Source organism: Moraxella sp. K127, assembly GCF_015223095.1.
GTDB lineage: Bacteria > Pseudomonadota > Gammaproteobacteria > Pseudomonadales > Moraxellaceae > Moraxella.
This window is the reverse complement of sequence record NZ_JADFBZ010000004.1, coordinates 21,118-44,713: the sequence shown is the minus strand read 5'-3', so window position 1 is coordinate 44,713 and position 23,596 is coordinate 21,118. Positions and strand designations below refer to the sequence as shown.

The 23,596-nt window shown below is 41.6% G+C and carries 28 protein-coding genes; 3 read left to right on the top strand and 25 right to left on the bottom strand.

What is annotated here, in order from left to right:
• Positions 1–5: 5 nt before the first annotated feature.
• The 24 genes from rpsB to IM753_RS01470 all read right to left on the bottom strand — a co-directional run bounded on the left by rpsB (position 6) and on the right by IM753_RS01470 (position 18,101).
• The gene (rpsB, locus tag IM753_RS01585; protein WP_194108511.1) at positions 6–815 is read right to left on the bottom strand and encodes a 30S ribosomal protein S2; all 810 of its coding nucleotides are present in this window, start codon (positions 813–815) and stop codon (positions 6–8) included.
• Between the two features lie 293 nt (positions 816–1,108).
• Positions 1,109–1,564 carry a chemotaxis protein CheX gene (locus IM753_RS01580; protein WP_194108510.1) on the bottom strand — a complete coding sequence of 152 codons (456 nt, stop codon included), beginning with the start codon at positions 1,562–1,564 and terminating at the stop codon, positions 1,109–1,111.
• A gap of 228 nt (positions 1,565–1,792) precedes the next feature.
• Positions 1,793–2,155, bottom strand: coding sequence for a response regulator (locus IM753_RS01575; RefSeq protein WP_194108508.1), 363 nt, complete (start codon positions 2,153–2,155; stop codon positions 1,793–1,795).
• Positions 2,156–2,354: 199 nt separating this feature from the next.
• Positions 2,355–4,532 (bottom strand): ATP-binding protein, encoded by a 2,178-nt coding sequence (locus IM753_RS01570; RefSeq protein ID WP_194108507.1) that lies wholly within the window; start codon positions 4,530–4,532, stop codon positions 2,355–2,357.
• Positions 4,533–4,991: 459 nt separating this feature from the next.
• Positions 4,992–6,131, bottom strand: a complete 1,140-nt coding sequence (locus IM753_RS01565; RefSeq protein WP_194108506.1) for a LysM peptidoglycan-binding domain-containing protein — start codon at positions 6,129–6,131, stop codon at positions 4,992–4,994.
• A gap of 86 nt (positions 6,132–6,217) precedes the next feature.
• Positions 6,218–7,546, bottom strand: a complete 1,329-nt coding sequence (gene folC, locus IM753_RS01560; RefSeq protein WP_194108504.1) for a bifunctional tetrahydrofolate synthase/dihydrofolate synthase — start codon at positions 7,544–7,546, stop codon at positions 6,218–6,220.
• Positions 7,547–7,572: 26 nt separating this feature from the next.
• On the bottom strand, positions 7,573–8,115 hold the full coding sequence (locus IM753_RS01555; RefSeq protein ID WP_065255667.1) for a DUF2059 domain-containing protein: 543 nt from the start codon (positions 8,113–8,115) through the stop codon (positions 7,573–7,575).
• A gap of 73 nt (positions 8,116–8,188) precedes the next feature.
• The gene (gene accD / locus IM753_RS01550; RefSeq protein ID WP_194108503.1) at positions 8,189–9,076 is read right to left on the bottom strand and encodes an acetyl-CoA carboxylase, carboxyltransferase subunit beta; all 888 of its coding nucleotides are present in this window, start codon (positions 9,074–9,076) and stop codon (positions 8,189–8,191) included.
• 68 nt (positions 9,077–9,144) lie between these two features.
• Positions 9,145–9,963: a tryptophan synthase subunit alpha gene (trpA, locus tag IM753_RS01545; RefSeq protein ID WP_194108502.1), complete on the bottom strand. Its 819-nt coding sequence runs from the start codon at positions 9,961–9,963 to the stop codon at positions 9,145–9,147.
• Between the two features lie 47 nt (positions 9,964–10,010).
• Positions 10,011–10,637, bottom strand: coding sequence for a hypothetical protein (locus IM753_RS01540; RefSeq protein WP_065255670.1), 627 nt, complete (start codon positions 10,635–10,637; stop codon positions 10,011–10,013).
• A 221-nt stretch (positions 10,638–10,858) separates the two neighbouring features.
• Complete coding sequence (locus IM753_RS01535; protein ID WP_065255671.1) at positions 10,859–11,203, bottom strand: hypothetical protein; 345 nt, start codon at positions 11,201–11,203, stop codon at positions 10,859–10,861.
• Positions 11,200–11,793, bottom strand: a complete 594-nt coding sequence (locus IM753_RS01530) for a hypothetical protein (protein ID WP_065255672.1) — start codon at positions 11,791–11,793, stop codon at positions 11,200–11,202. Before IM753_RS01530 ends, IM753_RS01535 begins: the two co-directional genes overlap by 4 nt.
• A 30-nt stretch (positions 11,794–11,823) precedes the next feature.
• Complete coding sequence (locus IM753_RS01525; protein ID WP_065255673.1) at positions 11,824–12,372, bottom strand: NADAR family protein; 549 nt, start codon at positions 12,370–12,372, stop codon at positions 11,824–11,826.
• 5 nt (positions 12,373–12,377) lie between these two features.
• Entirely contained in the window at positions 12,378–12,782 is a 405-nt protein-coding gene (locus IM753_RS01520) for a type II toxin-antitoxin system VapC family toxin (RefSeq protein ID WP_065255674.1), read from the bottom strand.
• Entirely contained in the window at positions 12,775–13,026 is a 252-nt protein-coding gene (locus tag IM753_RS01515; RefSeq protein WP_065255675.1) for a hypothetical protein, read from the bottom strand. Before IM753_RS01515 ends, IM753_RS01520 begins: the two co-directional genes overlap by 8 nt.
• A gap of 8 nt (positions 13,027–13,034) precedes the next feature.
• On the bottom strand, positions 13,035–14,237 hold the full coding sequence (gene trpB, locus IM753_RS01510) for a tryptophan synthase subunit beta (protein ID WP_194108500.1): 1,203 nt from the start codon (positions 14,235–14,237) through the stop codon (positions 13,035–13,037).
• Positions 14,238–14,264: 27 nt separating this feature from the next.
• Positions 14,265–14,642: a type II toxin-antitoxin system VapC family toxin gene (locus tag IM753_RS01505; protein ID WP_255518620.1), complete on the bottom strand. Its 378-nt coding sequence runs from the start codon at positions 14,640–14,642 to the stop codon at positions 14,265–14,267.
• Between the two features lie 8 nt (positions 14,643–14,650).
• Entirely contained in the window at positions 14,651–14,881 is a 231-nt protein-coding gene (locus IM753_RS01500; protein ID WP_062498278.1) for a hypothetical protein, read from the bottom strand.
• A gap of 8 nt (positions 14,882–14,889) precedes the next feature.
• Complete coding sequence (locus tag IM753_RS01495; RefSeq protein WP_194108497.1) at positions 14,890–15,642, bottom strand: SDR family NAD(P)-dependent oxidoreductase; 753 nt, start codon at positions 15,640–15,642, stop codon at positions 14,890–14,892.
• A 17-nt stretch (positions 15,643–15,659) separates the two neighbouring features.
• The gene (locus tag IM753_RS01490; RefSeq protein WP_065256926.1) at positions 15,660–16,076 is read right to left on the bottom strand and encodes a type II toxin-antitoxin system VapC family toxin; all 417 of its coding nucleotides are present in this window, start codon (positions 16,074–16,076) and stop codon (positions 15,660–15,662) included.
• Positions 16,076–16,318 (bottom strand): hypothetical protein, encoded by a 243-nt coding sequence (locus IM753_RS01485; RefSeq protein ID WP_065256927.1) that lies wholly within the window; start codon positions 16,316–16,318, stop codon positions 16,076–16,078. Before IM753_RS01485 ends, IM753_RS01490 begins: the two co-directional genes overlap by 1 nt.
• Positions 16,315–16,740, bottom strand: coding sequence for a hypothetical protein (locus IM753_RS01480; RefSeq protein WP_065256928.1), 426 nt, complete (start codon positions 16,738–16,740; stop codon positions 16,315–16,317). The genes IM753_RS01485 and IM753_RS01480 overlap by 4 nt, the downstream gene beginning before the upstream one ends.
• A gap of 129 nt (positions 16,741–16,869) precedes the next feature.
• A complete protein-coding gene (locus IM753_RS01475; protein WP_065256929.1) occupies positions 16,870–17,433 on the bottom strand; it encodes a hypothetical protein in 564 nt (187 codons plus the stop codon).
• The gene (locus IM753_RS01470; RefSeq protein WP_065256930.1) at positions 17,430–18,101 is read right to left on the bottom strand and encodes a phosphoribosylanthranilate isomerase; all 672 of its coding nucleotides are present in this window, start codon (positions 18,099–18,101) and stop codon (positions 17,430–17,432) included. The genes IM753_RS01475 and IM753_RS01470 overlap by 4 nt, the downstream gene beginning before the upstream one ends.
• Before the next feature lie 332 nt (positions 18,102–18,433).
• Between IM753_RS01470 and gdhA the strand changes: the two genes are divergently transcribed.
• The 3 genes from gdhA (at position 18,434) to IM753_RS01455 (ending at position 21,981) form a co-directional block, all read left to right on the top strand.
• Complete coding sequence (gene gdhA, locus IM753_RS01465) at positions 18,434–19,774, top strand: NADP-specific glutamate dehydrogenase (RefSeq protein ID WP_194108496.1); 1,341 nt, start codon at positions 18,434–18,436, stop codon at positions 19,772–19,774.
• 261 nt (positions 19,775–20,035) lie between these two features.
• Positions 20,036–21,424: an FAD-binding oxidoreductase gene (locus IM753_RS01460; protein WP_065256932.1), complete on the top strand. Its 1,389-nt coding sequence runs from the start codon at positions 20,036–20,038 to the stop codon at positions 21,422–21,424.
• A 59-nt stretch (positions 21,425–21,483) separates the two neighbouring features.
• Positions 21,484–21,981 carry a protein disulfide oxidoreductase gene (locus IM753_RS01455; protein WP_065256933.1) on the top strand — a complete coding sequence of 166 codons (498 nt, stop codon included), beginning with the start codon at positions 21,484–21,486 and terminating at the stop codon, positions 21,979–21,981.
• A 117-nt stretch (positions 21,982–22,098) separates the two neighbouring features.
• On the opposite strand, the gene IM753_RS01450 is transcribed toward IM753_RS01455, so the two are convergent.
• Complete coding sequence (locus tag IM753_RS01450; RefSeq protein WP_194108495.1) at positions 22,099–23,409, bottom strand: solute carrier family 23 protein; 1,311 nt, start codon at positions 23,407–23,409, stop codon at positions 22,099–22,101.
• Positions 23,410–23,596 lie beyond the last annotated feature (187 nt).

Below are 23,596 nucleotides of genomic sequence, written 5' to 3'. Positions count from 1 at the left end.
CAAAATCAATAATTGTTTACCACTTGACCTGCTTGGTCAACTTTATCTTCAACATCGGCGGTGGCATTATTACGATTGGCTTGTTTTTCAGGGTCCAACTCATCGCCCTTACCTTGGGTTTTGGCATATTCTTTACCAGCGATGATGGCATCAGCCATGGCAGTGGCATATAGAGTAACGGCACGAATGGCATCGTCATTGGCTGCGATGACATAATCTACGTTATCAGGGTTTGAGTTGGTATCAACCACGCCAATCACAGGAATGCCTAGGTTTTTGGCTTCTTTGATGGCAATGGCTTCATGATCAACGTCAATCACAAAAATCGCATCAGGCAGACCATTCATGTCTTTGATACCACCCAAAGCACGCTCTAATTTTTCCATGTCACGAGTACGCTCTAGGGCTTCACGCTTGGTTAGCTTGGCAAAGGTGCCATCTTCGGCTTGCTTTTCTAACTCTTTTAGACGAGTGATGGATTGGCGAATGGTTTTCCAGTTGGTCAATGTACCACCCAACCAGCGATGGTCGATATATGGCATGCCCGCACGTTGTGCTTGCTCACGGATGGCTTGACCTGCGGCACGCTTGGTGCCAACAAATAGAATTTTGTTACGGTTAGCAGCTTGTTGGTTAGCAAAAGTTAGGGCTTCGTTGAATTGCTTAACAGTGTGTTCAAGATTGATGATATGAATGCCGTTACGTGCACCAAAGATGTATTGGTTCATCTTAGGGTTCCAGTAGCGGGTTTGGTGACCGAAGTGAGCGCCAGCTTCTAACAAGTCACGCATGGCGATTTGAGTAGGATTTGACATGATGTGTCCTTAAAGTTTGGGTTATGCCTCCACGAATGAGCCTTGCCGAATTTGTCTTATAAAGTCCATAAAAACCTTGAATAAAACAAACACCCCGACAAGCCAAAAGCAAGTCCTGCAAAAAGTATATTTAGGACTTTAATTCGTGTGTGTCATTAAAGTTAAAGTAAAATGCTTAAAAAAGCCATTCATTATAGCACAGATTGATATATCTGACAACAAAATCCGCCCACTTGCAACACACTTTTAAAAGTTATTTGCTGAGTGGGCGGATTCATGATAAAGGCAATGAATTAATTGCTATAACCAACACAAATACCAATCACGCCATCATGCTCACGCCAGTGAAAAGGAATGACGTAGGTGCGTTTGTCTTTGGGCAAAAAGTTTACGCTTGGTGCCCCATCAACAATCTTAGGTGGCGAGATGATAAAATCCGAGCCGAACTCTGTGCGTGCGTTACCCGATACAGTATTTGCAACCTCACCGATAAGGTCTTTTAGTAATGCCAATGAGTTCTCAGGCTCACCCAACGTGATAAGTAGGTCACGAAGCAGTGGGGTCTCTGCACTCACATACACACAGCCAGTCAAAGGACCTGTGATGGTAATGATGCCACTGTAATCATAGGCAAGCGGTGTGGCATTGCTGTTTAGATAAGGGGTGTCTACCTCGGTTAATTTTTCGCCAACTTGGTCAAAAAATGCCATAACCGAGCTGATAAAAACGTTTAATTTTTCTGCTTTCATAAATACTTCTCAATGTGTTAGTGCCATACCTTATTTTAATGTTATGCCTATTAGCCCAGCCATCTAAACAGTATTTAAAATACGTCTAAACTTCATGGTATTGGTATAAACAGATGGTTCTATACCAAGCAATAGAAAAACCCTTAAATGTTCAAGTAAAGCAAACAAAAAGTCTATCGACTTTTTAAAGTTACAAACCATCGACGGACATTATCCGCCGAATACCAATCAATCATGCATAAGCTCATCAAGTGCTGCAATCAACTCTTCATCAGAAAATGGCTTACACAGAAAACCACTGGCACCTAGCGACAGTGCTTGAATGCCTGTGGCTTTATCAGAGAGTGCTGAGACCACCAAAATACGCACCCCATCATCCAAAGCAACCAACTTCTCAATACACTCCAAACCATCCATCTGTGGCATGGTCAAATCCATGGTCACAACATCAGGTCTGTGTAGCTGAAACTTTTCAACTGCGTCCGCACCATTGGATGCCGTAGCAACCAACATGAATTTTTCGTTATTGTAAGCACGTTGAATACGATTTCTGATGATGTTTGAATCATCAACAACCATTAATTTATACATATAAACTCCATTAGAACGCCCGTAAGCCTGTTAATGATACAGCACTTACGGGTTTTTGGCTAGGGTGTGCCACCCTTGATAACATTATTTATAAAATATGATGAAACTTTAACAACTTTAATTCATCTTGCATGAAAAACGTATGATTTTTCATTTTTCATTGCAATACCAAAGGCAGGCACGCCCTATTTAAAATTAATCACATGGGTAGTTTAATCACAAAGCGACAGAATTGACCTTCTTCACTTTGAACATTAATCTTACCACCAAACTCTTTGACACGGTCTTTGACAATGTCTAACCCCACACCTCGCCCTGCATCTTCATCGGCTTGGTCTTTGGTGCTAAACCCTGAGGAAAACAGTATGTTTAATAAGCGACTCTTCTCAAAGGCGTGCACTTCATCTTCGGTATAAGTACCTTTGGCTATGATACGCTGACGAATGGCCTCATAATCAATGCCTTTGCCATCATCCTCTATGCTAAAAATAAAGTCGCTATTGTCATCGCCTGCATGAGTTTTTATCATCACTTTGACAGTGCCTATCTCATCTTTTCCATTTTGAACACGAGCAGCGGGTGAGTCAATACCATGCACGATGGCGTTACGAAGTAGTTGAACAGACAATTCTTTGGTTACGGTTTTTAGGCGTGCAGGAATATTTTGACCTTCCAGTCCTTGGGTATCTAGCTGTACAAGTTTGCCCTGACGCTCAGCGATGTCTTGGGCAAACTGCTCTAAATACACACCCAACTCTTCTTTGGCATTCACAGTTTCTTGCTGCTCTGTTGTCTGAGTTGTCTCACTTCTTAGATAATCCTCTTGGGTCTTAGCACCAACCTCTTGATGTCCGTGATTCATCATGTTACGTGCTGCTGTGTTAATACGCTCACCCAGACCAGTAATGGTATTAGATAAGCTCAATAACTCATCCAAATGTACGGTTAATGGCAAGAAGTCATTACCTGAGAGTGTTGCTTGGTTTTGCAATGCGTGCAGTTTATTTTCTGCCTCTGATGCAATCTTGGTAAAACTGTGCAACTTTAATGCTGATGCCTCACCTTTTAAGCTGTGCATTTCACGATATAGCGATTTGGTTTTATTTTGTAGTTCAAATTGCGAGCTGCCTGGGTTTTTTAGCGTGTTATTCATCTTTTCAATATGCTTGTGCGTATTGTCAATGAATTCGCCAATAACCGTAGGATTTACGTTCAAAATGGTGGTCAGCATCTCAATCTGCATGTCATTTTGGGCACGTTCTTGTTCTAGACGTTGTTCCAGACGCACCGCATCAGAGATGTCATTGACGTTCACCAAAATACGGGCGATGCTTTTGCCTTCGTATACCCGAGAGAATTTAAAATCAAGATAGCGGTTCTCATTTGTGCCATTTTCACCCTCGCGCTGAATCATGACCTTATTCAAAGGGTTCAAGCTGTCCACAAGTTTCTCTTTAACACGTGGGTTATATAGCTGGTCAATGAATTTTTGTGTGGTATCAAGGTCTTTATCAGAGATGCGATTGCGAAGTACGGTGGTTAAGTTCTCACCGCCTAAGCGTTTAGTACCGATAATGTCGGTCAGAGCTTTTGAGTGCTGCTGACCGATGTTTAGGTCTCTGTCAAGCAGGAACAGACCTGTGTTTACCGTCTGCATAATCTCTGTGGTCTCTTGACGTGCCGCTTCGGTTTCGGCATCCGATTGACGTAGACGTCTTAATACAATCAGAATAAACACAGCAAAGTACACCAAAATCGCACCCACCCCAATGATCTGAATGATACGAATATTGCCAGCTTGGGTCTCAGCAGCACGTGTTACACTAAAAGTTAATTCATGCAAAGCATCATTCATCGCCAAAGATGAGATTTTGGCTTGCTCACCTGCCAAACGCAATTGCGTACTAGAATCTGCGGTGATGTCGCCTGCCACCGCCAAATATGCCTCTACCCTAGGTTTTAGAGCGTTCCACTGTTCACGTGCTATCTCCAAATGAGCGACGGCCTCTGAATCCGTTAGCTTTGGCAATTGGTGAGTTCCACCACGAGAGTCATGATAGATGCCAGCATGCTCAATGGCACTTAGGGTTGATTCAATGGATTTTGACGTTTCATCCAGACGAGACAATACCGTTTTCATGTGAGGAGATGTGATGTCCTCACCATAACTTAACTGCATGTCAAAAATGTCTTTAATGAGCGACTGCGTGTCGTTGGCAACCCAGTGTGTGGCGTCCTCCAAAATAGCGTTACGTTCTAGCACGTTTGAGGCATAAAATGTAAACGCAAGCAGAATAAAAATCAATGCCATAAAAAGCGACATCGAGATGATCAGACCCCGATAACGCCCTGTGGCTGGTGTGGCATTTTGAGACATAAATACTCCTAACCAGAAGTGACTGACAACCTTATTGTGGTTCTAACTGCATTCCTTTAAATATTTTTATTAGGGCGTGCCTACCATTGATAACATTTTCACAAAATACGATGAAAATTTAACACTTTTATCAATTTTTCATTGCAAATACCAAAGGTAGGCACGCCCTACATCATAAAAATACCCAAACCAAACAACAAAGCATCTATTAAAGTTTACCCAATTCTATCATCACACCCACAACCACCAAATGACACCCATCAGCCATCACAAACGGTTATTACAAGTGTTACAGATTTATTACAAATTTTAGGCATATACCTAACATTATAACACAACCAACACAATTATCATCAAAAAATTGTTAATTTACATAAAAAATCGCACAACTTCATCAGTCATGCGATCATTGTAACGGCTAATCAACCAAATGATTCATCATCAAATCATCTTAGGAAGTTACTGCACACGTTTTACCCATGCCCCACTGCCATCCACACGACTGTCATTTTTGATTTTATCACGCAAGGCGGCGGCGGCATCTTGGTTTTTTTCTGATCCAACCAACACTCGCACGCCACGACTGGTCTGACTGGTACTGACCGTATAGCCAGCATCTCGGTATTTTTTGGCAAGCTCATCGGCTTTGGTTTGGTTGTTTGCCAGTGACACTTGCACGCCATAGCGAGCATTGCTGTCGCCATCACTGCCCCTTTGGCGGGCTTCTTTTAGGCGTTTGTCAGCATTGGCGGCAGCCCGCTCTTTGGCTTCACGCTCTTTGGCTTCACGCTCTAGGCGTGCCACTTGTGCTTTTGATGGGATTTTGATGGTTTTGCCGAGTGGCAAAGGGTCATCTCTTCCCATGTTGTTGGCTTGGGCAAGGGCAGAAACAGGCACGCCGTACTGACGAGACAGTTTAATCAAGCCATCACCACGCACCACTTTATGCTGTCCATTGTTGGTTTTTTGTGGGGTTTCATCATAGGCTTTTTTGGCTGGTTCTTTTTTTTGTTTTTCAGTTTTGGTTTTCTCTTCTTGTTGAACTTTTTTTTCTTCTTGTTCTTTTTGGGTTTTTAGCTTATCAGCTTTGGCTTTTTCATCTTTTTTACGCTTTTGTTGTTCTTGTTTGGCTTTTAGCTCTTTTTCTTTGGCAAGTTTTTCTAAGCGTTCTTGTTCTGCTTGTGCTTGGGCGACAGCAATCGCCTCAGGGCGTGTCTCTACCGTCAAAGTATCGGCAGGCGTGGCTGTGGCTAAGGCTTTTTGTTCAGCGGTCGCTTTGTCAAGAGCCAGTTGCTGGGCCTTTTCTTGGGCTTCGATGAGTGCCATGGCTTCTTTTTCTTGGGCAAGCGTGCGAGCTTCTCGGGCTTGCTGTTTGGCGGTCAAAAGCTTGCTCTCGGTCGTCATGTCCACGGTCAAAGGCTCAACGGTCGGGCGAGCCACACCGTCATCAGGAGTGGTCGCCACGTTGTCTGTTTGGGGGGTGGTCTCGGCAGTTTGTACGTTTTGGGCGGTGTCGCTTTGCCCTTGATTGACGGCATATAAAATCACACCACCGCCCAAAACCAAACTTAATCCTAATAATAACTGTTTTGAAATCATCGTCTTATCACGTCTGTTAGCAATGTTTTTATTTTACCATAAAAGACAATAAAGCCAATCGGATTTATCCTGATTTTACAATTTTCTTATAAAGTGCGTGGGTCGTTCGCCAGCCCTAGTGCAATGAGGCTCTCGCCTATCGTGTGAAACGAGCCAAAGCACAAAATCACATCATCATGACCTGCCTGTGTCTCTACACTTGCCACCGCTTGGGCAATGCTGTCATGGGCATAAACGGTGCTGTTTGGTAAATGCGTGGCGATTTTGGTGTGCAGTTCGTTCACTGTCACGGCTCGCACATTATCAATCTTGCCAATGTGCCATGCACAAATCGGCAAATCAAACGCACCAATAAATGCTAACACGTCATCAATGTCTTTATCGGCAAGCATAGAAAAGACAAAATGCAATTTGGCAGTTGGGCAGGTGTCTTTAATGTTTTGCCAAAATGGGACAAATAAATCCATTAAAAACTGTATGCCATGCGTATTATGCCCCACATCAAAAATCCATTGTTTGTTATTTATCATTCTTTTGTCAAATCGTCCTGCCAATTTAACATGACTTAATCCATTTTTGATATCATCCATGCTGATATCAAGTTCACTTGCCAATATCGCACTGATGGCATTAACAGCGTTAATAAGGGCAATATTTGGCTTAGGTAAATCTAATGTTATCGCCCCATTGACATAAGTCCAATGTTTATCATGTGCTTGATAAATAAAGCCTTTGTCATAATGATAGCATTTGGCGTTTTTGTCATGGATAATTTGAGATACACTATTTGGCATATCATGCTCGCCATAGATGACGGGCATATCATCACGGATAATCCCTGCTTTTTCAAAACCGATTTTTTCTCTATCATCGCCCAGCCACTCAATATGGTCAATGCCGATATTAGTAATCACGCCAATATCAGGGTTAATGATATTAACCACATCAAGTCGTCCACCCAAGCCAATCTCCAATACCCAAACATCGCACTTTAATTCTTTAAAAATCCAAAATGCCGATAATGTCGTCATTTCAAAAAATGATAAAGAGACATGGCAGTCCGTGCGCGCTTTTTCACAGGCGTTAAAGGCTTTTATCAATAATTCATCATTAATATCTGTCCCATTGATTTTAATGCGTTCGTTAAAACTAACTAAATGGGGCGATTGATACAGGGCGGTTTTGTAGCCAGCTTGGGTGCAAATCTCGCTGATGAGAGCGGTAGTCGACCCTTTGCCATTGGTGCCTGCGACTGTGAACACATAAGGGCGGTGTGGCAAGTCGTCTTTTAATATGCCCAACGCTCGGGCAACAGGTAGCACACGGTCAAGCCCCATATCAATGGCGGAGACGTGAATATTGCCCATATAATTGAGCCATTCGGAGATGGTTTGGGGAAGTGCTGTATGATTCATGGTGATTTAAAAAAAGTTGGTGAAAGTTATTTTCTGATGATGCGTTCTATGGCTTTTTGGGTGGCATCATGATGATCTTGTGCTTTTGGTGTAAATAGATAGCTTTGATAATAAGAAAGAAGTATTTGGCTCATGTCATCATTATTGATTTTATCATAAAAAGTATATTGCTTACTGACAATACTTTGACCCACAGGGGTTTCATAAAATGCTATCATGGCATTGATTTCATCTTGGGTATAATGCTCTTTAAAAATCGCCATTAAATTTTGTGATAATAACTCTTTAAATTGCTCATGATGCTTTAAATCATGGGCAATATTTTTGCCATGATTTTTAATGACTAATGTCAGCTCATCATATTGTGAGAGTGTTATATCAGGATATGTTTCTTCAATATTTATCATCAGATTTGTGTGGCTTAAAGACATCAGATGATCAACAAAAATCTCTGTGGTTTTTTCTTGTATTTGTGTTAATGACATAAGCCTTCTGATAGATTCATCACTTGGTATATTGGCATAAGCCATTGATGATAAAAATAACATCATGATGATAAAAATACGCATAAAATTTTCCTTGTATTATTCAATAAAAATACCAAAACCCCTTTATAGAGTTTTGGTATTATAGCATGATTTATCAACCCACATTCGGCAATTTCATCATCTTGGTAAGCAGTCGATACACCGTATCCACAAGCTCATGGCGGTGTACCACCATATCCACTGCACCTTTGTCTAGCAAAAATTCGGCACGTTGGAACGGCTCATCAAGCACTTCACGCACGGTCTGCTCAATCACACGTTTACCTGCAAAGCCAATCATTGCCTTTGGCTCACTGATATGCACATCGCCCAGCATGGCAAGGCTTGCGGTTACCCCACCATAGACAGGGTTGGTTAGCACCACGATATACGGCACGCCAGCCAAACGCAAACGTTCGATGACCGCAGACGTGCGAGCCATTTGCATGAGTGATAATAAGCCTTCTTGCATTCTCGCCCCACCGCTAGACGCAAAGCAGACAAGCGGTTTACGCTCGGCAAGGGCTTTTTCGCCCGCCATGACAAACCTATCGCCCACCACCGAACCCATAGAACCGCCCATGAATTTAAAATCAAACGCACAAGCAATCAGCTCCAAGTTCTTGATTTTGCCATTCATGACAATCAAGGCCTCGCTCTCGCCTGTGGTTTTTTGGGCTTCGCTCATACGCAAAGGATAGGGCTTGGAATCGGTAAAATGCAAAGGGTCGCCTGCTTGGTAGTTTTGCCCAAGCTCACCTGTGATGCTGTCAAAAAACCACTCCAACCGCTTGCGAGCCGACATCGTCAAATGGTGGTCGCAATCAGGGCAGACGTATTGATTAAAAATCAAGCTGGTGTTGGTCGTCAGCGTATGGCAATTTGGGCATTCGGTGGACGGCTCGGTCTCCACCGCAGACGGCTGAACGATACGGTCTTGCTTGATGGACGGTACGGGGCGGTTTAGCCATGTGGTTGGCATGGAGATTTGGGTGTTAGTCATATTTTTGCTACATTCACATTCATATAGGCATAGTTTACAGTTGTTTTAATCATTTGGCAAATCATTTTTTAAAGCTCATCAATGGCTTGGCGTAATTCGTCCATTTTTACCAAAATTTGACGAATGGCAAGCTCCAATTTATCTTTATCATCACCCACATCAGCAAAATGACGCACCAGCTCACTACCGACAATCACGCCGTCTGCAAATGTCGCCACCGCTTTGGCACTCTCGCCATCACGGATACCAAAACCCACACAAATAGGCAAGTCGGTATCCGCCTTAATCGCTCCGACTTGCTTGCCCACATCGTCCGTATCTAGGGCGTTTGAGCCTGTTACACCCTTGACCGACACATAATAGATAAAGCCAGAGCCATGTTCTAGCACCGCTTTTCGGCGTGTCGGCTCGGTCGTTGGGGCAAGTAGGAAAATTTGGTTAATCTCTTTATCAGCGAGTTTGGCGGACAAATCATCAGAAGTTTCATTGGGCGGTAAATCCACAAGTAGCAAGCCATCCACGCCATTTTGCTCGCACAACGCTAGAAACTTATCATAACTGATAATCTCCACAGGGTTTAGATAACCCATCAATAAAACTGGCGTGGTACTGTTGGATTTTCTAAATTCGCCCACCATTTGCACGGCTTGGGTGGTACTCGTCCCAGCGTTTAAGGCTCGCTCGCCAGCCAGACTAATTACCGTTCCGTCCGCCATTGGGTCGCTAAATGGCAAGCCAATCTCAATCACATCCGCCCCATGAGCGACAAGACGATGCATCAAATCTACCGTAACGCTTGGGGTTGGGTCGCCTGCCATAATATAGGGGATTAGGGCTTTTTTGTTTTGCTGTTTTAGGGCAGCAAAGGTTTGGGAGATTCGGGTCATAAGTTTGTTTCCATTTAAAGTTACTTTGGTAAATTGTGGGTTATTGATTATAACCCATTTTGAGCCAATTCAATATTCATCACCACTTCGGCTTTGTCTTTAAAAGTGATACGAATTGGATTAGTCTCTGGCTCTAAATCTTTTAATTGCTTATAGGTTGTTTTATTGATGTCCAATGTTTTGGAAATTACACAAACATCATCATACTCTTCAAAACATTTATCAGGATTTTGTACATCAAAAAACTTAATACTATAATGTTCTCCTTTATAATTACTAAATCTGAGTTTATAGTCATTGGTTACCATTGTTTGACTGTTCTCAAACACGCCGTGATAAGCTCTTTTATAAAAACCAACACCATATGAAATGACTGTATAACCAATAAAGAAAAAAGCAAAAATAACCCTTAATCCATTTATTGACTCTCTTTTATTTTTGAAATTTTCATTATTTTCCATATCTATTTTCACATATTTATACATAATAAACACTATAAAATTAAAAGAAAAGGGTAAAATAATATTGTTTAATATTGCAATATATCCTTCAGAAATATTTAAAGTATTTACAATAAAAAAATATCCAAACATTAAAATAAAACACACACCTAGCAAAATATCAAATTTTGATAGTTTTTTAAAAAATTCTCTGTCTGTGTTATTTTCGCTCATTTTATTTCTCTAACAATAATCTATCACGCACCACCATTAACGCAAATCCCAATAAATTTAAGCCTTGCCAATTTAAGGGGTTATGGCTTTTTTGTTTTGCTGTTTTAGGGTAGCAAAGGTTTTGGAAATTCGGGTCATAGGTTTACTCACAAATAATAAATAAGTTGTTAAATTTAGTTTAACACAGTAAAGTAAAATTTGGTTGATAATGATTAAAATGGCTATTTTACAATCTCAATGCCCACCAATAAAGCACTTTCTATACTGACAAAAAATCCCACATAAAAAGCAATTGGCAAATACAGAAATATTATCAATAAACTCATAAAAATCGCAGATGATTTATTCATCATCTTAGCAAATGATTGATATAGATAAATCAGCATAATGCCAAGAGCTATCAATAATCCTGCCGTCATCAATAACGCTAAGACATCAAGCCATATCGTCTCTTTGCCATAATATATCGCCACCAATCCCATGATATAGCTTAGGGTAAATACCCACCATAAAGGGGCAGATATGGCAATCATCATCAATGGCAAACGCATTGGCTTGATTGTCATGATTGAACCTGCAATTTCATCAATATCCTTGCCTTTGGTTTAAAGGTTAATTGCAATGGATTGTCTTTATTTGATGAATTTAAATGTTGTAAATCATCATAAGTCTTGCCGTTAATTCTTAATTTATAAGCATAACGGCATTTTTGGTATTTAGGATTACAAGAATCAGGGTTGTTTTTATCATCAAAAACCAAATAATAAATCTTTTCGCCACGATAAAGTTCATAATAAAAACGATAACTATCGCTTATCACGGTTTGATGATTTTCAAAAAGTGGATAATAAATATCATCCGTCAAATCAGCAAACAACATCAAAAATATTACAGGACACGCCAATACCGCCAATAAATCTTTAAAATCTTCCCATAATGTCTCATTGCCTTTTTTAAGCTGTGTCAATGAAAAATAAGCCCCAGCTGGCAATAGAATAAGCATTATCAGACTGGTTGACATTCTGGATAAAACACCCCAATAGCCTTCTTGCACGCCCACATATGACCCGCCAAGCATGGCATACATTCCAAGTCCAAAGAATGCAAAAAATAAAATGGTCAAAATCTTTGGGACGGGTTTATTTTCTTCGGTCATGGTTGTGGTGTTTGGGTTTATTTTTAAAGTTTAAAGCAAGGTATCCCTTACCACCATTAACGCAAATCCCAATAAATTTAAGCCTTGCCAGTTATTGGGATTATGAATTTTTTCATTATCTTTGGCAAGTCCCACACCCCATATCTTATCCACGGGACTGGCTTCTACCAAGATACGATTACCTGTATTTAATAAAAAATCTTTTAATGCAGGATTTTGACTAAATTTAGCAATATTGCCTTGCACCACAATATCAAAGCGGTGTTCATTCCAAATTTTTTCATCAAAATGACTGACTTGCCTACCCAAATCTTTGGCTTGTTTGGGGTGTTTGGACGTTATGATTTTATGAAAGGTGTCTATATCGCCAAACAATTTTGCCTTTTGAGCCATCATATAATGCTCTGCCGTTAGATAGGTGATATTATCCAGTGAAAAAGGAGCGTCATACCACTGACTAAAACAGGCATTGTCAATTTGTCCATTTGCCTTTGGGGCATGCCCCCAAAAGTAAAGATATTTTAATTTAGCGTTGGCTTGGTATTGATTGATAAGCCAGTTTAAATCATAATGTTTCATATTGCTTAATCCAATTCTATCTCAAACCCAATTTTCTTTGCCAATTTTTTACCATTTTTATCAAAGGTTAGCCATTTGGCATCATCAAAATTTTGGGTTTGATAAGCAATGACACCGTCCGCAAAATCGCCACCGTTTTTTAAAAAGTATAGCCCAATTTCAAATAAAGATTTATCAAAAATTACATTTGGTTTTTGGGTTAATCTTTCAAGAAATTCCACAATCTCTGTGCGTGGGATTTTAATCTTTTTTCGCAAAACCCAATCAATTTCACAAAAAGTCATGATAGGCAAAACACAGGTAATTTGATTATTATCCAAATATTGATTGGCAATGGCGTTTTGGCGTGCGTCATCATTTAATAGATAACGCACCAAGACATTCGTATCCACTATAACAGTTTTAATCATTTAAGCCCCGCATGGCTCGCCCATATGCCCCTTCTACAATTCCTTCTTCAATTTCTTCATCAGAAAGGCGGTGTGTTACATAATGGGCAAACATTCCGCTTAGACTGTCGTTTTCTACTACTTTATTAACAGGCTCTTTTGGCATACTTTCAATAATTTTGACATCATTTTTTGAAAAATTATTTAATACTCTCAAAAAATTTTCCAAAACATTGTCATTAACTTCTATGGTATAAGTTCTCATCATATCTCCTAAATCTCAATCCCATCCACACTCATCACCGTATGCAAATCCTTATCGCCACGCCCTGATAAATTAATGATGATGGATTTGTCTTTATCAAGCGTTTTGGCAAGTTTTAGCCCATAGGCGACAGCGTGTGAACTTTCTAGGGCAGGGATGATGCCACAGGTTTTGGTCAAAATACGAAAAGCTTCTAAGGCTTCATCGTCATTGATGACAGGATAATTAACACGCCCTGCATCCTTTAAAAAACCATGCTCAGGCCCAACGCCAGGGTAGTCAAGCCCTGCCGATATGCTGTGCGTGTGCAAAATCTGACCGTCATCGTCCGCCATAAGATAGGTGCGATTGCCGTGTAGCACGCCCACACGCCCTGCATTTAGGGGAGCGGAATGCTCGCCTGTGTCTATGCCGTGTCCGCCTGCTTCCACGCCATAAATCGCCACGTCATTGTCATTTAAAAACTCATAAAACAACCCCATGGCATTAGATCCACCGCCCACGCAAGCGACCAGTGCGTCAGGATTTTTGCCTTCTTTTTCAAGGTGTTGCATTTTGGCTTCACGCCCAATAATCGCCTGAAAATCACGCACCAGTACAGGATAAGGGTGCGGGCCTGCCACCGTGCCGATGACATAATAGGTATCATCCACATTCGTTACCCAGTCTCGCATGGCTTCGTTCATCGCATCTTTTAGCGTGCGTGAGCCTGACGTTACCGCCACGACTTTCGCCCCCAAAAGTCGCATTCTATACACGTTCATTTTTTGGCGTTCTACATCGTCCGCCCCCATATAGACCACGCATTCTAAGCCTAAGCGTGCGGCTATTGTTGCCGTTGCCACGCCGTGCTGACCTGCCCCTGTCTCGGCGATGATACGCTTTTTGCCGACCATTTTGGCGAGTAGGGCTTGACCGATGGTGTTATTGACCTTGTGAGCTCCTGTGTGGTTTAGGTCTTCTCGTTTTAGGTAGATTTTGGCTCCGCCTGTCTCGTCTGTTAAGCGTTTGGCAAAATAAAGCGGTGTGGGGCGACCGACATAATTGACCAAATCATCATGAAACTCCGCCCAAAATTCAGGGTTATTTTTGACCGATAAATAAATGCGTTCTAGCTCTTCTAAGGCACTCATCAAAGTTTCGGACACAAAACGTCCGCCATGAATGCCAAAATGACCTGTGGCGTTGGGGTATTGGGTAAAGTCTGTCATAAGTTTTTGCCTTTTAAATTAAATTTTTTACCAAATCACTTCAATGGGAAATGCGTTTATTTCATCATCACAGCTAATTAAAATCAACTGTTCAATTTGAGCTTGGGCAACCAACATTCTATCAAATGGGTCTGCATGATTTAATGCGTATTCGCCTGATAATTTGGCGTGTCGCCAATTTACCGATAAAGGTTTAAAATCAGCATCAATCATTAGCTCTTCAAAATTTTCTAATATTTTTTGAGCTTTGCCTAATTTGCCTTTTCGGTGTTTGGTCGCCATTTCCCAAACACTTGCCGAGCTGACATAAATTTGATTATCATCATTGGTTAAAATATCAATGGCTGTTTTGGATAATTTTTCAGGTTCGGTATAGTACCACAGCAAAATATGGGTATCTAACAAATATCGCTTTACCATTTTTCCAATTCGTCCTTATCCAAAGGCTCATAAAAAGCAGGGTCAGCTTTATAACCAGATAATCTGCCTAATTGTTGTTGGCGTTTGCTCATTTTTGCTGTGGGTTCATTGTTAATTGTTTCGTCCAAAAATACCACCATGACTTGACTGGGTTTGTCAAATGGCGGTAATTCGTTTAATGAAATTTTACCGCCTTGATAAGTGCCACTAATTGTATAATGCATAATTTTTCCTATAAATCCTTCACCACCGTCAATCCTGCAAAGGTCTGGGCGGTTGGCATGACTTCCAAGCGGTTGATGTTAATATGTTTGGGCTGATTGATAAGCCATAATACCATATTACTGATGTCTTCGGGGCGGATAAATTCCACATTTTCATAAACCTTGCCCGCTTTCTCATCATCGCCATGAAAACGCACGTTACTAAACTCTGTACCACCGCACAAACCCGGTTCAATGTTGGTAACTCGCACTTTTTTGCCAATCAAATCGGCTCGCAAATTTAGGCTAAACTGCGTAACAAATGCCTTGCTCGCCCCATAGACATTCGCCCCAAAATACGGATAATTGCCTGCTGTTGATGAAATATTGATGACATAACCGTCATTTTTGGCAACCATAAATGGCAAAATCTCGTGCGTGATATTAACAAGCCCAAGCGTGTTGGTATTTATCATCGTTTGCCAATCGTTAATAGCCGTTTTATCAGCACTTTCTAACCCCAATGCCAATCCTGCATTATTGATAAGCACATCAATATTTGTCAAAATATCATTCGGCAGGGTTTGCAAAGCCGTTTTTGTGGCGGATATGTCGCCAATATCAAAGCATAGCGGAATAAAATTATCGCCAAGCTCGTTTTTTAACTCATCAAGTTTGTTTTGACGGCGACCTGTGCCAATGACGGTAAAGCCGTTTTTAATGCAATCAATGGCAATTTGTTTGCCAAAACCTGATGTTACGCCTGTGATTAAAATGTTCATGGGTTTTTCCTTGTGGATTAAATAAATGGATTGATAACTGTTATGGGAAAATTCGCAAAATCTTTTTCATTGCGAGTTACCAATATCATATCATGATGTTTGGCAATACTGGCAATCCAAGTGTCATTTTCCGCTCTGGGATTTGGGACATGAAAATTGGCACAAATCAAGCTAACATCATGGTCAATACTCAAAATCCTATCATGAAAATAAGGCATGACAAAATTATCAAACCAATCTTTTAAATGCTTACCTTGTATTGGGTCTTTCCTTGCTTTTAAAAGTACACCACGATATAATTCCATGATAACAATATCGCAAGTAAATAATTGATGTTTTGGCTTGTCTTTTATCCAATTCATCACACCAATATTGATTTTACCTGATTGTATTTTTTTAAGTTCTGAAATGACATTATTGTCCAATAAATACATCAGTCAAGCTCCACCCAACGGTTCTTACTGGCAATTGGCTCAACATCATCTATTTCAATATCCGCAACATCGACACCGTCATACATCATCGCCCATTCATATAGTGTCATGTTATCATCTGGTTCTTTTTTACCTTGAATGGCGTGGGCAATGATTTTACCATTATCAGCAAAATCAATTTGTCTGCCTTGAATCATGGCTTGTTGGACGATTGTGGGTAATGTGCTAATTTCTATAATCATAGCTTTCCTTTTGGTAAAACTTGCAAATCATATAAAATCCGAGCCTTATCTTTATAAGTAATGACCAATGTGTCATTGGATTTTATCTTTAACTTATCATAAGTGCTTTTATTGATTCTTACAATTTTAACATCATCTACGCCTTTTTTGTCGTCAAAACGCAGATAGTATTCATATCTCCCACGATTCTCTCTTTTTGTTAGGTCATATATGTCCGTTGTGGCAGTTTGTTTATGTTCAAATAATATATAATACCCGTTATCCGAAGCATAATACAATGTCATTAAAAACATAACAGGCAAAGATAATGCCATGAAAAGATTTGAGAAAAATCCCCACCAATCATCATAATGTTTTGGTTTTATCTTTTTAATGGCAACAAAGCCAAAAATGCCAAATATCAAAAGACTCACAAACAGCATATTAAGCGTTGTGATTACCGCCCAAGTCCCTTCGTGTAAATCAAACCCACCGTCAAAAAAATAGAAAAAATAGCGACGCCATTACACAATAGACAATAAGAATGGCAAGTGCCAAGGGACAGCTTATTTTCATGGAGCTTTATCATGTATGGTTAGTTGATATAAAATCTCTGCCTTTTCTTGATAAGTTAGGGTTAATGTGGCGTTGTCTTTTATTTTTAACGTATGATATGTTTTTGGGTTGATTTTAACACATTTTTTATCATCAAAATACAGATAATAATCATAAACACCTGCTCGTTTTTGTTGTTCAAAACGTTTTAGGTAATATTCATTGGTTGTTGTGGTTGCCTTTTTCTCAAAAATGGCATAATACAAAGGCTTAACGACAAATTGACCCATAAATAACGTGCCAAAAAATACCGCCAAAGCAATAATCACAAACCTGATATCAAGACTTACGCCTTTGTTTTTTGCTTGTATATAAGTATAAATAACGCTTGCATTGCCTGCAACACACATCGCAATGATAAATGTACAACCAATCATCGTCTCGGCAACGGCAAAATACCCTTCATTCCAATCAAAAAATGGGCGAATAACAAAATAAGCACCGCCCAATAACAGACCAAAAAATCCCAAATACAGCCCCGATGATATTTGACCTGTTTGGTTGTCCGTGTCTTTTGTCATTGATGTTTCACGCTTTGTAAAAATTGCCCCATTTTCTCCCCACATTTTACGCCCTTTTGTTTTTCAATACCACCGCTGACATCAAGCCCATATAGGCGATGAGCAAGCTCATTTTGGACGATACTGGCGACATTATCGGGGGTCAGTCCGCCTGCTAGGATAATGGGCAGGGGTGAGTTTGTGGGGATTTTTGCCCAGTCAAAGGCTTGCCCTGTACCGCCAAATTTGTCAGGGTGATAAGCGTCCAGTAGCACGCCACTTGCCCCATATGCCTTTAACTCATTGATTTGGCTTAATAAACTCTCTGCCGTATCGCTCTCTTGCACACGGATTGCCTTGTACCAGCGTTTTTTGGCAATATTAGCAAGCCTTTGGCAATCCTGCACCGTCTCATCGCCATGAAACTGCACGACATCAAACGGCACGGTATCTGTTAGGCGAATAAATTCATCGTCCGTCATATTAACCACCAGTGCCACCACGCTCACAAAGGGCGGTAAGCTCGCCACCAACGTGCGTGCCGTGTCAAAATCCACAAATCTCGGGCTTGGCGGATAAAACACCAGTCCCACCGCATTCACGCCAAGAGCGGTAGCGGTCTGCAAATCGTCCGTGCGAGTAAATCCGCAGAATTTGACGGCTAATTGTTTGGGGGTTTGTTGTGTCATGTCATCACAGGGTCATCAAAGGCATTTATCATGCTTTAAGGTATCATTAATCGGTAGAGATGTCCATAATTTACTAACAAAATCTCCATTATTTTTATAAAAAATTTAAAAAATCATGAATAATATCAATGATTTATTTTTATTTATAAAAAATACTGATAAAATATTAACCTTAGATGATAATTATCCATGAATACAGGGGGCAAAATGCCTTGTTTTTTTTATAAAACCTGTTATTATTGTTATCACTTATGAGTTAATGAGTTTTTTTGATAAAACAACTGATAAGCACCAACCCTTTATTTCATCAGTTTTTACCATAGGAATATGCCATGACTATCCAATCCGCCATTGCCAAAGTCGAGCAAAACTACGCTCATCAGCCAGAATTTATCCAAGCTGTCAAAGAAGTCGCCATGACCATTGAAAAAGTCTATGCCGACAACCCAAAATACGAAGCCCTACAAGTATTTGAACGCCTGTGCGAGCCTGACCGCATCATCAGCTTTCGTGTCAACTGGGAAAACGACAAAGGCGAAGTACAGGTAAACCGTGGCTGGCGTGTTCAATTTAGCAACGCCATTGGCCCATACAAAGGCGGTATCCGCTTTCACCCAACCGTAACCGAAGGCACATTAAAATTCTTAGGCTTTGAGCAGATTTTCAAAAACGCCTTGACAGGCTTGCCTATGGGCGGTGCTAAGGGTGGTTCTGACTTTGACCCCAAAGGTAAATCAGAAGCCGAAATCCGCCGTTTTTGCTATGCGTTCATGCGTGAATTGCACAAAAACATCGGCAAAGACATGGACGTACCTGCTGGCGACATCGGCGTGGGCGGTCGTGAAGTGAACTATATGTTTGCCATGTACAAAAACCTAACTCGTGAATTTGAGGGCGTATTAACTGGCAAAGGCGTGGGGCATGGCGGTTCGCTAATCCGTACCGAAGCGACAGGCTATGGCTTGGTGTATTTCCTTGACAATATGCTAAAAGCCAAAAACGACAGCCTAGAAGGCAAAACTGTCCTAGTATCAGGTGCAGGTAACGTGGCTCAATACGCCGCCGAAAAATGTCTACATTTGGGCGGAAAAGTCATCACCTTCTCCGACTCAAAAGGCACGTTGGTGGACAAAGACGGCTTTACCCAAGAGAAAATTGACTGGGTCAAAAACCACAAAGCAAATGGTAAAGCGTTGGCGGATTATGTGAGTGAATTTGGCGGTGAGTGGCTCGCAGGACAACGTCCTTGGCAGTTTGATGCCGAAGTTGCTCTGCCATGTGCCACCCAAAACGAAGTGAGCGAAGATGATGCAAAAGCTCTGGTTAAGCACGGCGTAAAATACGTTGCCGAAGGGGCAAATATGCCACTGACTGCCGAAGCCATTGATGTAGTGCGTGAGCATGGCGTTGCCTATGCCCCTGGTAAGGCTGCCAATGCTGGCGGGGTTGCCGTATCTGGTTTAGAGATGAGCCAAAACTCGGTGCGTAAATATAAGTCTTTTGAAGATTTGGACTTAGAATTACAAAAAATCATGAAAAACATTCATGAAAGTGCCAAAACCGCTGGCGAAAAATACGGCACAACCGAAGGTGCTATTGACTATATGACAGGAGCAAATGTAGCAGGATTCATGCAGGTTGCCAATGCTCTTGTGGCGTATGGTTATCTATAATCATGTGTTAATCACAGCTTTATCAAGCAGCGCCAACAGACGCCCTAAGAATCATCTCGGGGCGTTTTCATCGTTTAAGACCCAAATCATCTTTATCCATCAGTACCAATAAGGCGTTGCACCGCTGTTTGTAAAAGCCAACACCGATTTGGATGGTTTTATCGCACCGAGAGATTTTAAGGGATGTGTCATAAATTTTACCCCCAATGGGATAAATTTTTGATATGATATGAATTTTTAGCAAAGACAGCAGAGAAATACATGAACTTAACCCAATTTTTAGCCGATTTACACTTTGACGACAACCAAATCAAAACCGACCCCGATAGCCTAGACAACTGGGGCAAGGACTGGACCAAATATTTTAGCCCTGCCCCATCTGCCATCATTTTTCCCAAAACAACCGAACAGGTTGCCCACATCGTCCGCCTTGCCAATACACACAATGTCTGCCTTGTGCCTAGTGGTGGACGCACAGGTTTATCAGCAGGGGCGGTGGCAAGTGCAGGCGAGGTGGTGGTAAGTTTTGATAAAATGAATGCCATTGGCACGTTTTATGAAGCTGACCAAATGGTGGAGGTGGAGGCTGGTGTTATTACCAAAGCCTTGCAAGAATTTGCCAACGCCAAAAACCTATACTATGCGGTGGATTTTGCCTCATCGGGGTCAAGCCAAATTGGGGGCAATATTGGCACGAACGCTGGCGGTATCAAGGTAATCCGCTATGGCATGACCCGTAACCAAATCCTAGGCTTGACGGTAGTAACGGGCAAGGGCGATATTTTGGAGCTCAATGGCGGTATGCTAAAAAATGCCACAGGCTATGATTTTCGTCATCTGTTCATCGGAGCAGAAGGTACGCTTGGCTTTGTAACCAAAGCCTTGATTAAACTTGAAAAACAACCTGTAAACTTAACCGCTATGGTACTTGGCGTGCCTGATTTTGGCTCGGTGGTAAAACTGCTTGATAAGTTTGGTAAGGCGTTAAATTTGACTGCGTTTGAATTTTTTGACAGCGTGGCAATTGACAAGGTATTGACCGCAGGACACGCCAAAGCCCCCTTTGAGAGCCGTACGCCTTTTTATGTGCTTTTGGAATTTGAAGCGGTATCCGATGACGTGCTAGACACCGCCATGAATGTGTTTGAAAGTTGCACCGAAGACGGCTTGATAGAAGACGGCGTGATGAGCCAAAGCGTGGGGCAACTGCACGAGCTTTGGAAATTGCGTGAGAGCATTTCTGAGACGATTTCGGTGTTTACCCCTTATAAAAATGACGTATCGGTGCTGATTACGCACTTGGGCGATTTTATCAATGATATTGAGCAAATTGTCAAGGACAACTACCCTGATTTTGAGATTTGCTGGTTTGGGCATATTGGCGATGGCAATTTGCACCTAAATATCCTAAAACCTGACAACTTGACCAAAGACGACTTTTTTGCAAAATGCCAAACGGTCAATAAATACGTCTTTGAAACCGTCAAAAAATACAAAGGCTCAATATCTGCCGAACATGGCGTAGGCATGACCAAAAAACCCTATTTGGATTACACCCGCTCGCCCATTGAGATTGAATACATGAAAGCGGTAAAAGCGGTGTTTGACCCCAATGGGATTATGAACCGTGGTAAGGTGTTTGATATTTAGAACTTTTTAAATTTAAAAACCTATTTTAGAATTATCAAGATAAGTTTTATTTATAAATTATGAAAAAACTTCGCAAAACTTTATTTTCCGCCTTGACTTACCTTGTGATGTTTATCATCATCTACACGGCGGTCAATCTGTGGCGGTCGCCTGTCATGCCAGACGGCCCCAAACTTATCTATCAAAACAGCTCAAAACAAGTGGTGGATGTCGTGGCACAAAGCCATGATACCCCTGTACTCATCTACTTTTGGGGGTCATGGTGTGGGGTGTGTCGCACAACCGGCCCCAACGTCCAAACCCTGCACGCCAATGGTCATGACGTGCTAAGTGTGGCGGTATCATCAGGTAATGATGATGAACTGCTTGCGTATATGAACAAACATGGCTATGATTTTTATACCCTAAATGACCAACAAGGAGCGATATTTCATGAATGGGGCGGACAAGTAACGCCATCTTTTGTGATACTAGATGATGGTAAAGTTGCCCAAAGTTTTACAGGCATCGCACCGCTTTGGTTGTTAAGATTGCGGATGTGGTGGGCAGGATTATAAGGTGTACTTAGCTTTCTTAGCTTTGATGACATTTTACAAATCTTGATAAAAAATTGAGGATTTAGCCATTTTCATGGCAAATCCCAAAAACTCGCCATTACGCCCCGTCCATATTGATTAACTCTGCATGGTGTTGCCTTTGTTCTTGCCTGCCCCAAGCACCCAATTTAGTAGCATTGCCATAAAAGTCGCCGTACCGATACCCCCCAAATCAAATGAGCCAATCACCAAACCAAAATTACCCGTTCCCAAAATTACACTGACCGCACCCACCATCAGGTTTTTGTTATCGCTAAAATCCACTTTATTATCAATCCAAATCTTTGCCCCTGCAATGGTAATCAAACCAAATACAACAATGGACGCACCTGTCAAAACAGGCGTGGGAATGGTCTGGATTAATGCTCCAAATTTTGGTGACAACCCCAAACAAATGGCAAATACCCCTGCTACCACAAACACGAGCGTAGAGTATACCCGAGTAATCGCCATAACCCCAATGTTTTCACCATAAGTTGTCATACCAGTACCGCCCACGCCTGCCGAGAGTGCCGTTGCCACACCGTCCGCCACGAATGCTTTACCAAGCTGTGGCGTGAGGTTTTCGCCTGTCATCGCCCCCACCGCCTTGATATGCCCTAGGTTCTCCGCCACAAGGATAAATGCCACAGGAGCGATGATGAGCATGGCATTCATGTCAAATACAGGGGCGGAGAAGTTTGGCACGCCAAACCAGCTTGCTTGCCCAATCACCCCAAAGTCAATCGGTTTACCAAACCCCATACCATTGGCGACAACGGCATAAATGATATAGGCAAGCACTAGCCCCAACAGGAGCAACAGTCTTTTGACAAACCCCTTGGCAAATACCGCAATGCCACTCATACAAAGCACGGTAACAAGCGTCATGGCAAGTTCAAAAGGTTTGCCTGCCACAGATGACACCGTAACAGGGGCAAGGTTCAATCCAATAATCATAACCACCGCTCCTGTAACCACAGGGGGCATGAGTTTTTCAATCCAGCGTGTCCCTGTTGCCATGACGATAAAACCAATCAAGGCATAAACCACACCGCAAGCGATGATGCCACCTAATGCCACGCCCAAATTAGGGTTTGTTCCACTGCCTGTAACGTGGGCAGTTGCTGCTGCCACAACCCCAATAAAAGCAAAGGACGAGCCCAGATAGCTTGGCACTCGCCCACCTGTCATGATAAAAAATAAAATGGTACAAATCCCGCTCATCATAATGGCAAGATTGGCATCAAAGCCCATTAAAATAGGAGCAAGCACCGTCGCCCCAAACATGGCAAGGACGTGCTGAATGCCCAGCATGACCGTTTGAGCAGGGGGCAAGTATTCATAAGTGGCAACAGGGCTTGTGGCAATGTCGCCTTTGTAAGGGGTAAATTTTGGAAAGAATGACATGGCTGACCTTATTGTTTTAAATCATTTTAAATTGTTTTAAATTGTCTTAATTTAAATAACCCCTTTCAATATGACGATTGAAGATGGGGTTTGGATTTTATGAGACGCAACCAGCTAAGAGCAGGTACACTCTATTCATGCAAAAACACGTGTTTTTTTAAAATATTTAACATGTAAATTGCATCAT

Bases quoted from the DNA above. Each gene is read 5' to 3' on its own strand.
- rpsB (WP_194108511.1), bottom strand. From the start codon at position 815: ATGTCAAATCCTACTCAAATCGCCATGCGTGACTTGTTAGAAGCTGGC.
- IM753_RS01580 (WP_194108510.1), bottom strand. From the start codon at position 1,564: ATGAAAGCAGAAAAATTAAACGTTTTTATCAGCTCGGTTATGGCATTT.
- IM753_RS01575 (WP_194108508.1), bottom strand. From the start codon at position 2,155: ATGTATAAATTAATGGTTGTTGATGATTCAAACATCATCAGAAATCGT.
- IM753_RS01570 (WP_194108507.1), bottom strand. From the start codon at position 4,532: ATGTCTCAAAATGCCACACCAGCCACAGGGCGTTATCGGGGTCTGATC.
- IM753_RS01565 (WP_194108506.1), bottom strand. From the start codon at position 6,131: ATGATTTCAAAACAGTTATTATTAGGATTAAGTTTGGTTTTGGGCGGT.
- folC (WP_194108504.1), bottom strand. From the start codon at position 7,546: ATGAATCATACAGCACTTCCCCAAACCATCTCCGAATGGCTCAATTAT.
- IM753_RS01555 (WP_065255667.1), bottom strand. From the start codon at position 8,115: ATGCGTATTTTTATCATCATGATGTTATTTTTATCATCAATGGCTTAT.
- accD (WP_194108503.1), bottom strand. From the start codon at position 9,076: ATGACTAACACCCAAATCTCCATGCCAACCACATGGCTAAACCGCCCC.
- trpA (WP_194108502.1), bottom strand. From the start codon at position 9,963: ATGACCCGAATCTCCCAAACCTTTGCTGCCCTAAAACAGCAAAACAAA.
- IM753_RS01540 (WP_065255670.1), bottom strand. From the start codon at position 10,637: ATGAGCGAAAATAACACAGACAGAGAATTTTTTAAAAAACTATCAAAA.
- IM753_RS01535 (WP_065255671.1), bottom strand. From the start codon at position 11,203: ATGACAATCAAGCCAATGCGTTTGCCATTGATGATGATTGCCATATCT.
- IM753_RS01530 (WP_065255672.1), bottom strand. From the start codon at position 11,793: ATGACCGAAGAAAATAAACCCGTCCCAAAGATTTTGACCATTTTATTT.
- IM753_RS01525 (WP_065255673.1), bottom strand. From the start codon at position 12,372: ATGAAACATTATGATTTAAACTGGCTTATCAATCAATACCAAGCCAAC.
- IM753_RS01520 (WP_065255674.1), bottom strand. From the start codon at position 12,782: ATGATTAAAACTGTTATAGTGGATACGAATGTCTTGGTGCGTTATCTA.
- IM753_RS01515 (WP_065255675.1), bottom strand. From the start codon at position 13,026: ATGAGAACTTATACCATAGAAGTTAATGACAATGTTTTGGAAAATTTT.
- trpB (WP_194108500.1), bottom strand. From the start codon at position 14,237: ATGACAGACTTTACCCAATACCCCAACGCCACAGGTCATTTTGGCATT.
- IM753_RS01500 (WP_062498278.1), bottom strand. From the start codon at position 14,881: ATGCATTATACAATTAGTGGCACTTATCAAGGCGGTAAAATTTCATTA.
- IM753_RS01495 (WP_194108497.1), bottom strand. From the start codon at position 15,642: ATGAACATTTTAATCACAGGCGTAACATCAGGTTTTGGCAAACAAATT.
- IM753_RS01490 (WP_065256926.1), bottom strand. From the start codon at position 16,076: ATGTATTTATTGGACAATAATGTCATTTCAGAACTTAAAAAAATACAA.
- IM753_RS01485 (WP_065256927.1), bottom strand. From the start codon at position 16,318: ATGATTATAGAAATTAGCACATTACCCACAATCGTCCAACAAGCCATG.
- IM753_RS01480 (WP_065256928.1), bottom strand. From the start codon at position 16,740: ATGCTGTTTGTGAGTCTTTTGATATTTGGCATTTTTGGCTTTGTTGCC.
- IM753_RS01475 (WP_065256929.1), bottom strand. From the start codon at position 17,433: ATGACAAAAGACACGGACAACCAAACAGGTCAAATATCATCGGGGCTG.
- IM753_RS01470 (WP_065256930.1), bottom strand. From the start codon at position 18,101: ATGACACAACAAACCCCCAAACAATTAGCCGTCAAATTCTGCGGATTT.
- gdhA (WP_194108496.1), top strand. From the start codon at position 18,434: ATGACTATCCAATCCGCCATTGCCAAAGTCGAGCAAAACTACGCTCAT.
- IM753_RS01460 (WP_065256932.1), top strand. From the start codon at position 20,036: ATGAACTTAACCCAATTTTTAGCCGATTTACACTTTGACGACAACCAA.
- IM753_RS01455 (WP_065256933.1), top strand. From the start codon at position 21,484: ATGAAAAAACTTCGCAAAACTTTATTTTCCGCCTTGACTTACCTTGTG.
- IM753_RS01450 (WP_194108495.1), bottom strand. From the start codon at position 23,409: ATGTCATTCTTTCCAAAATTTACCCCTTACAAAGGCGACATTGCCACA.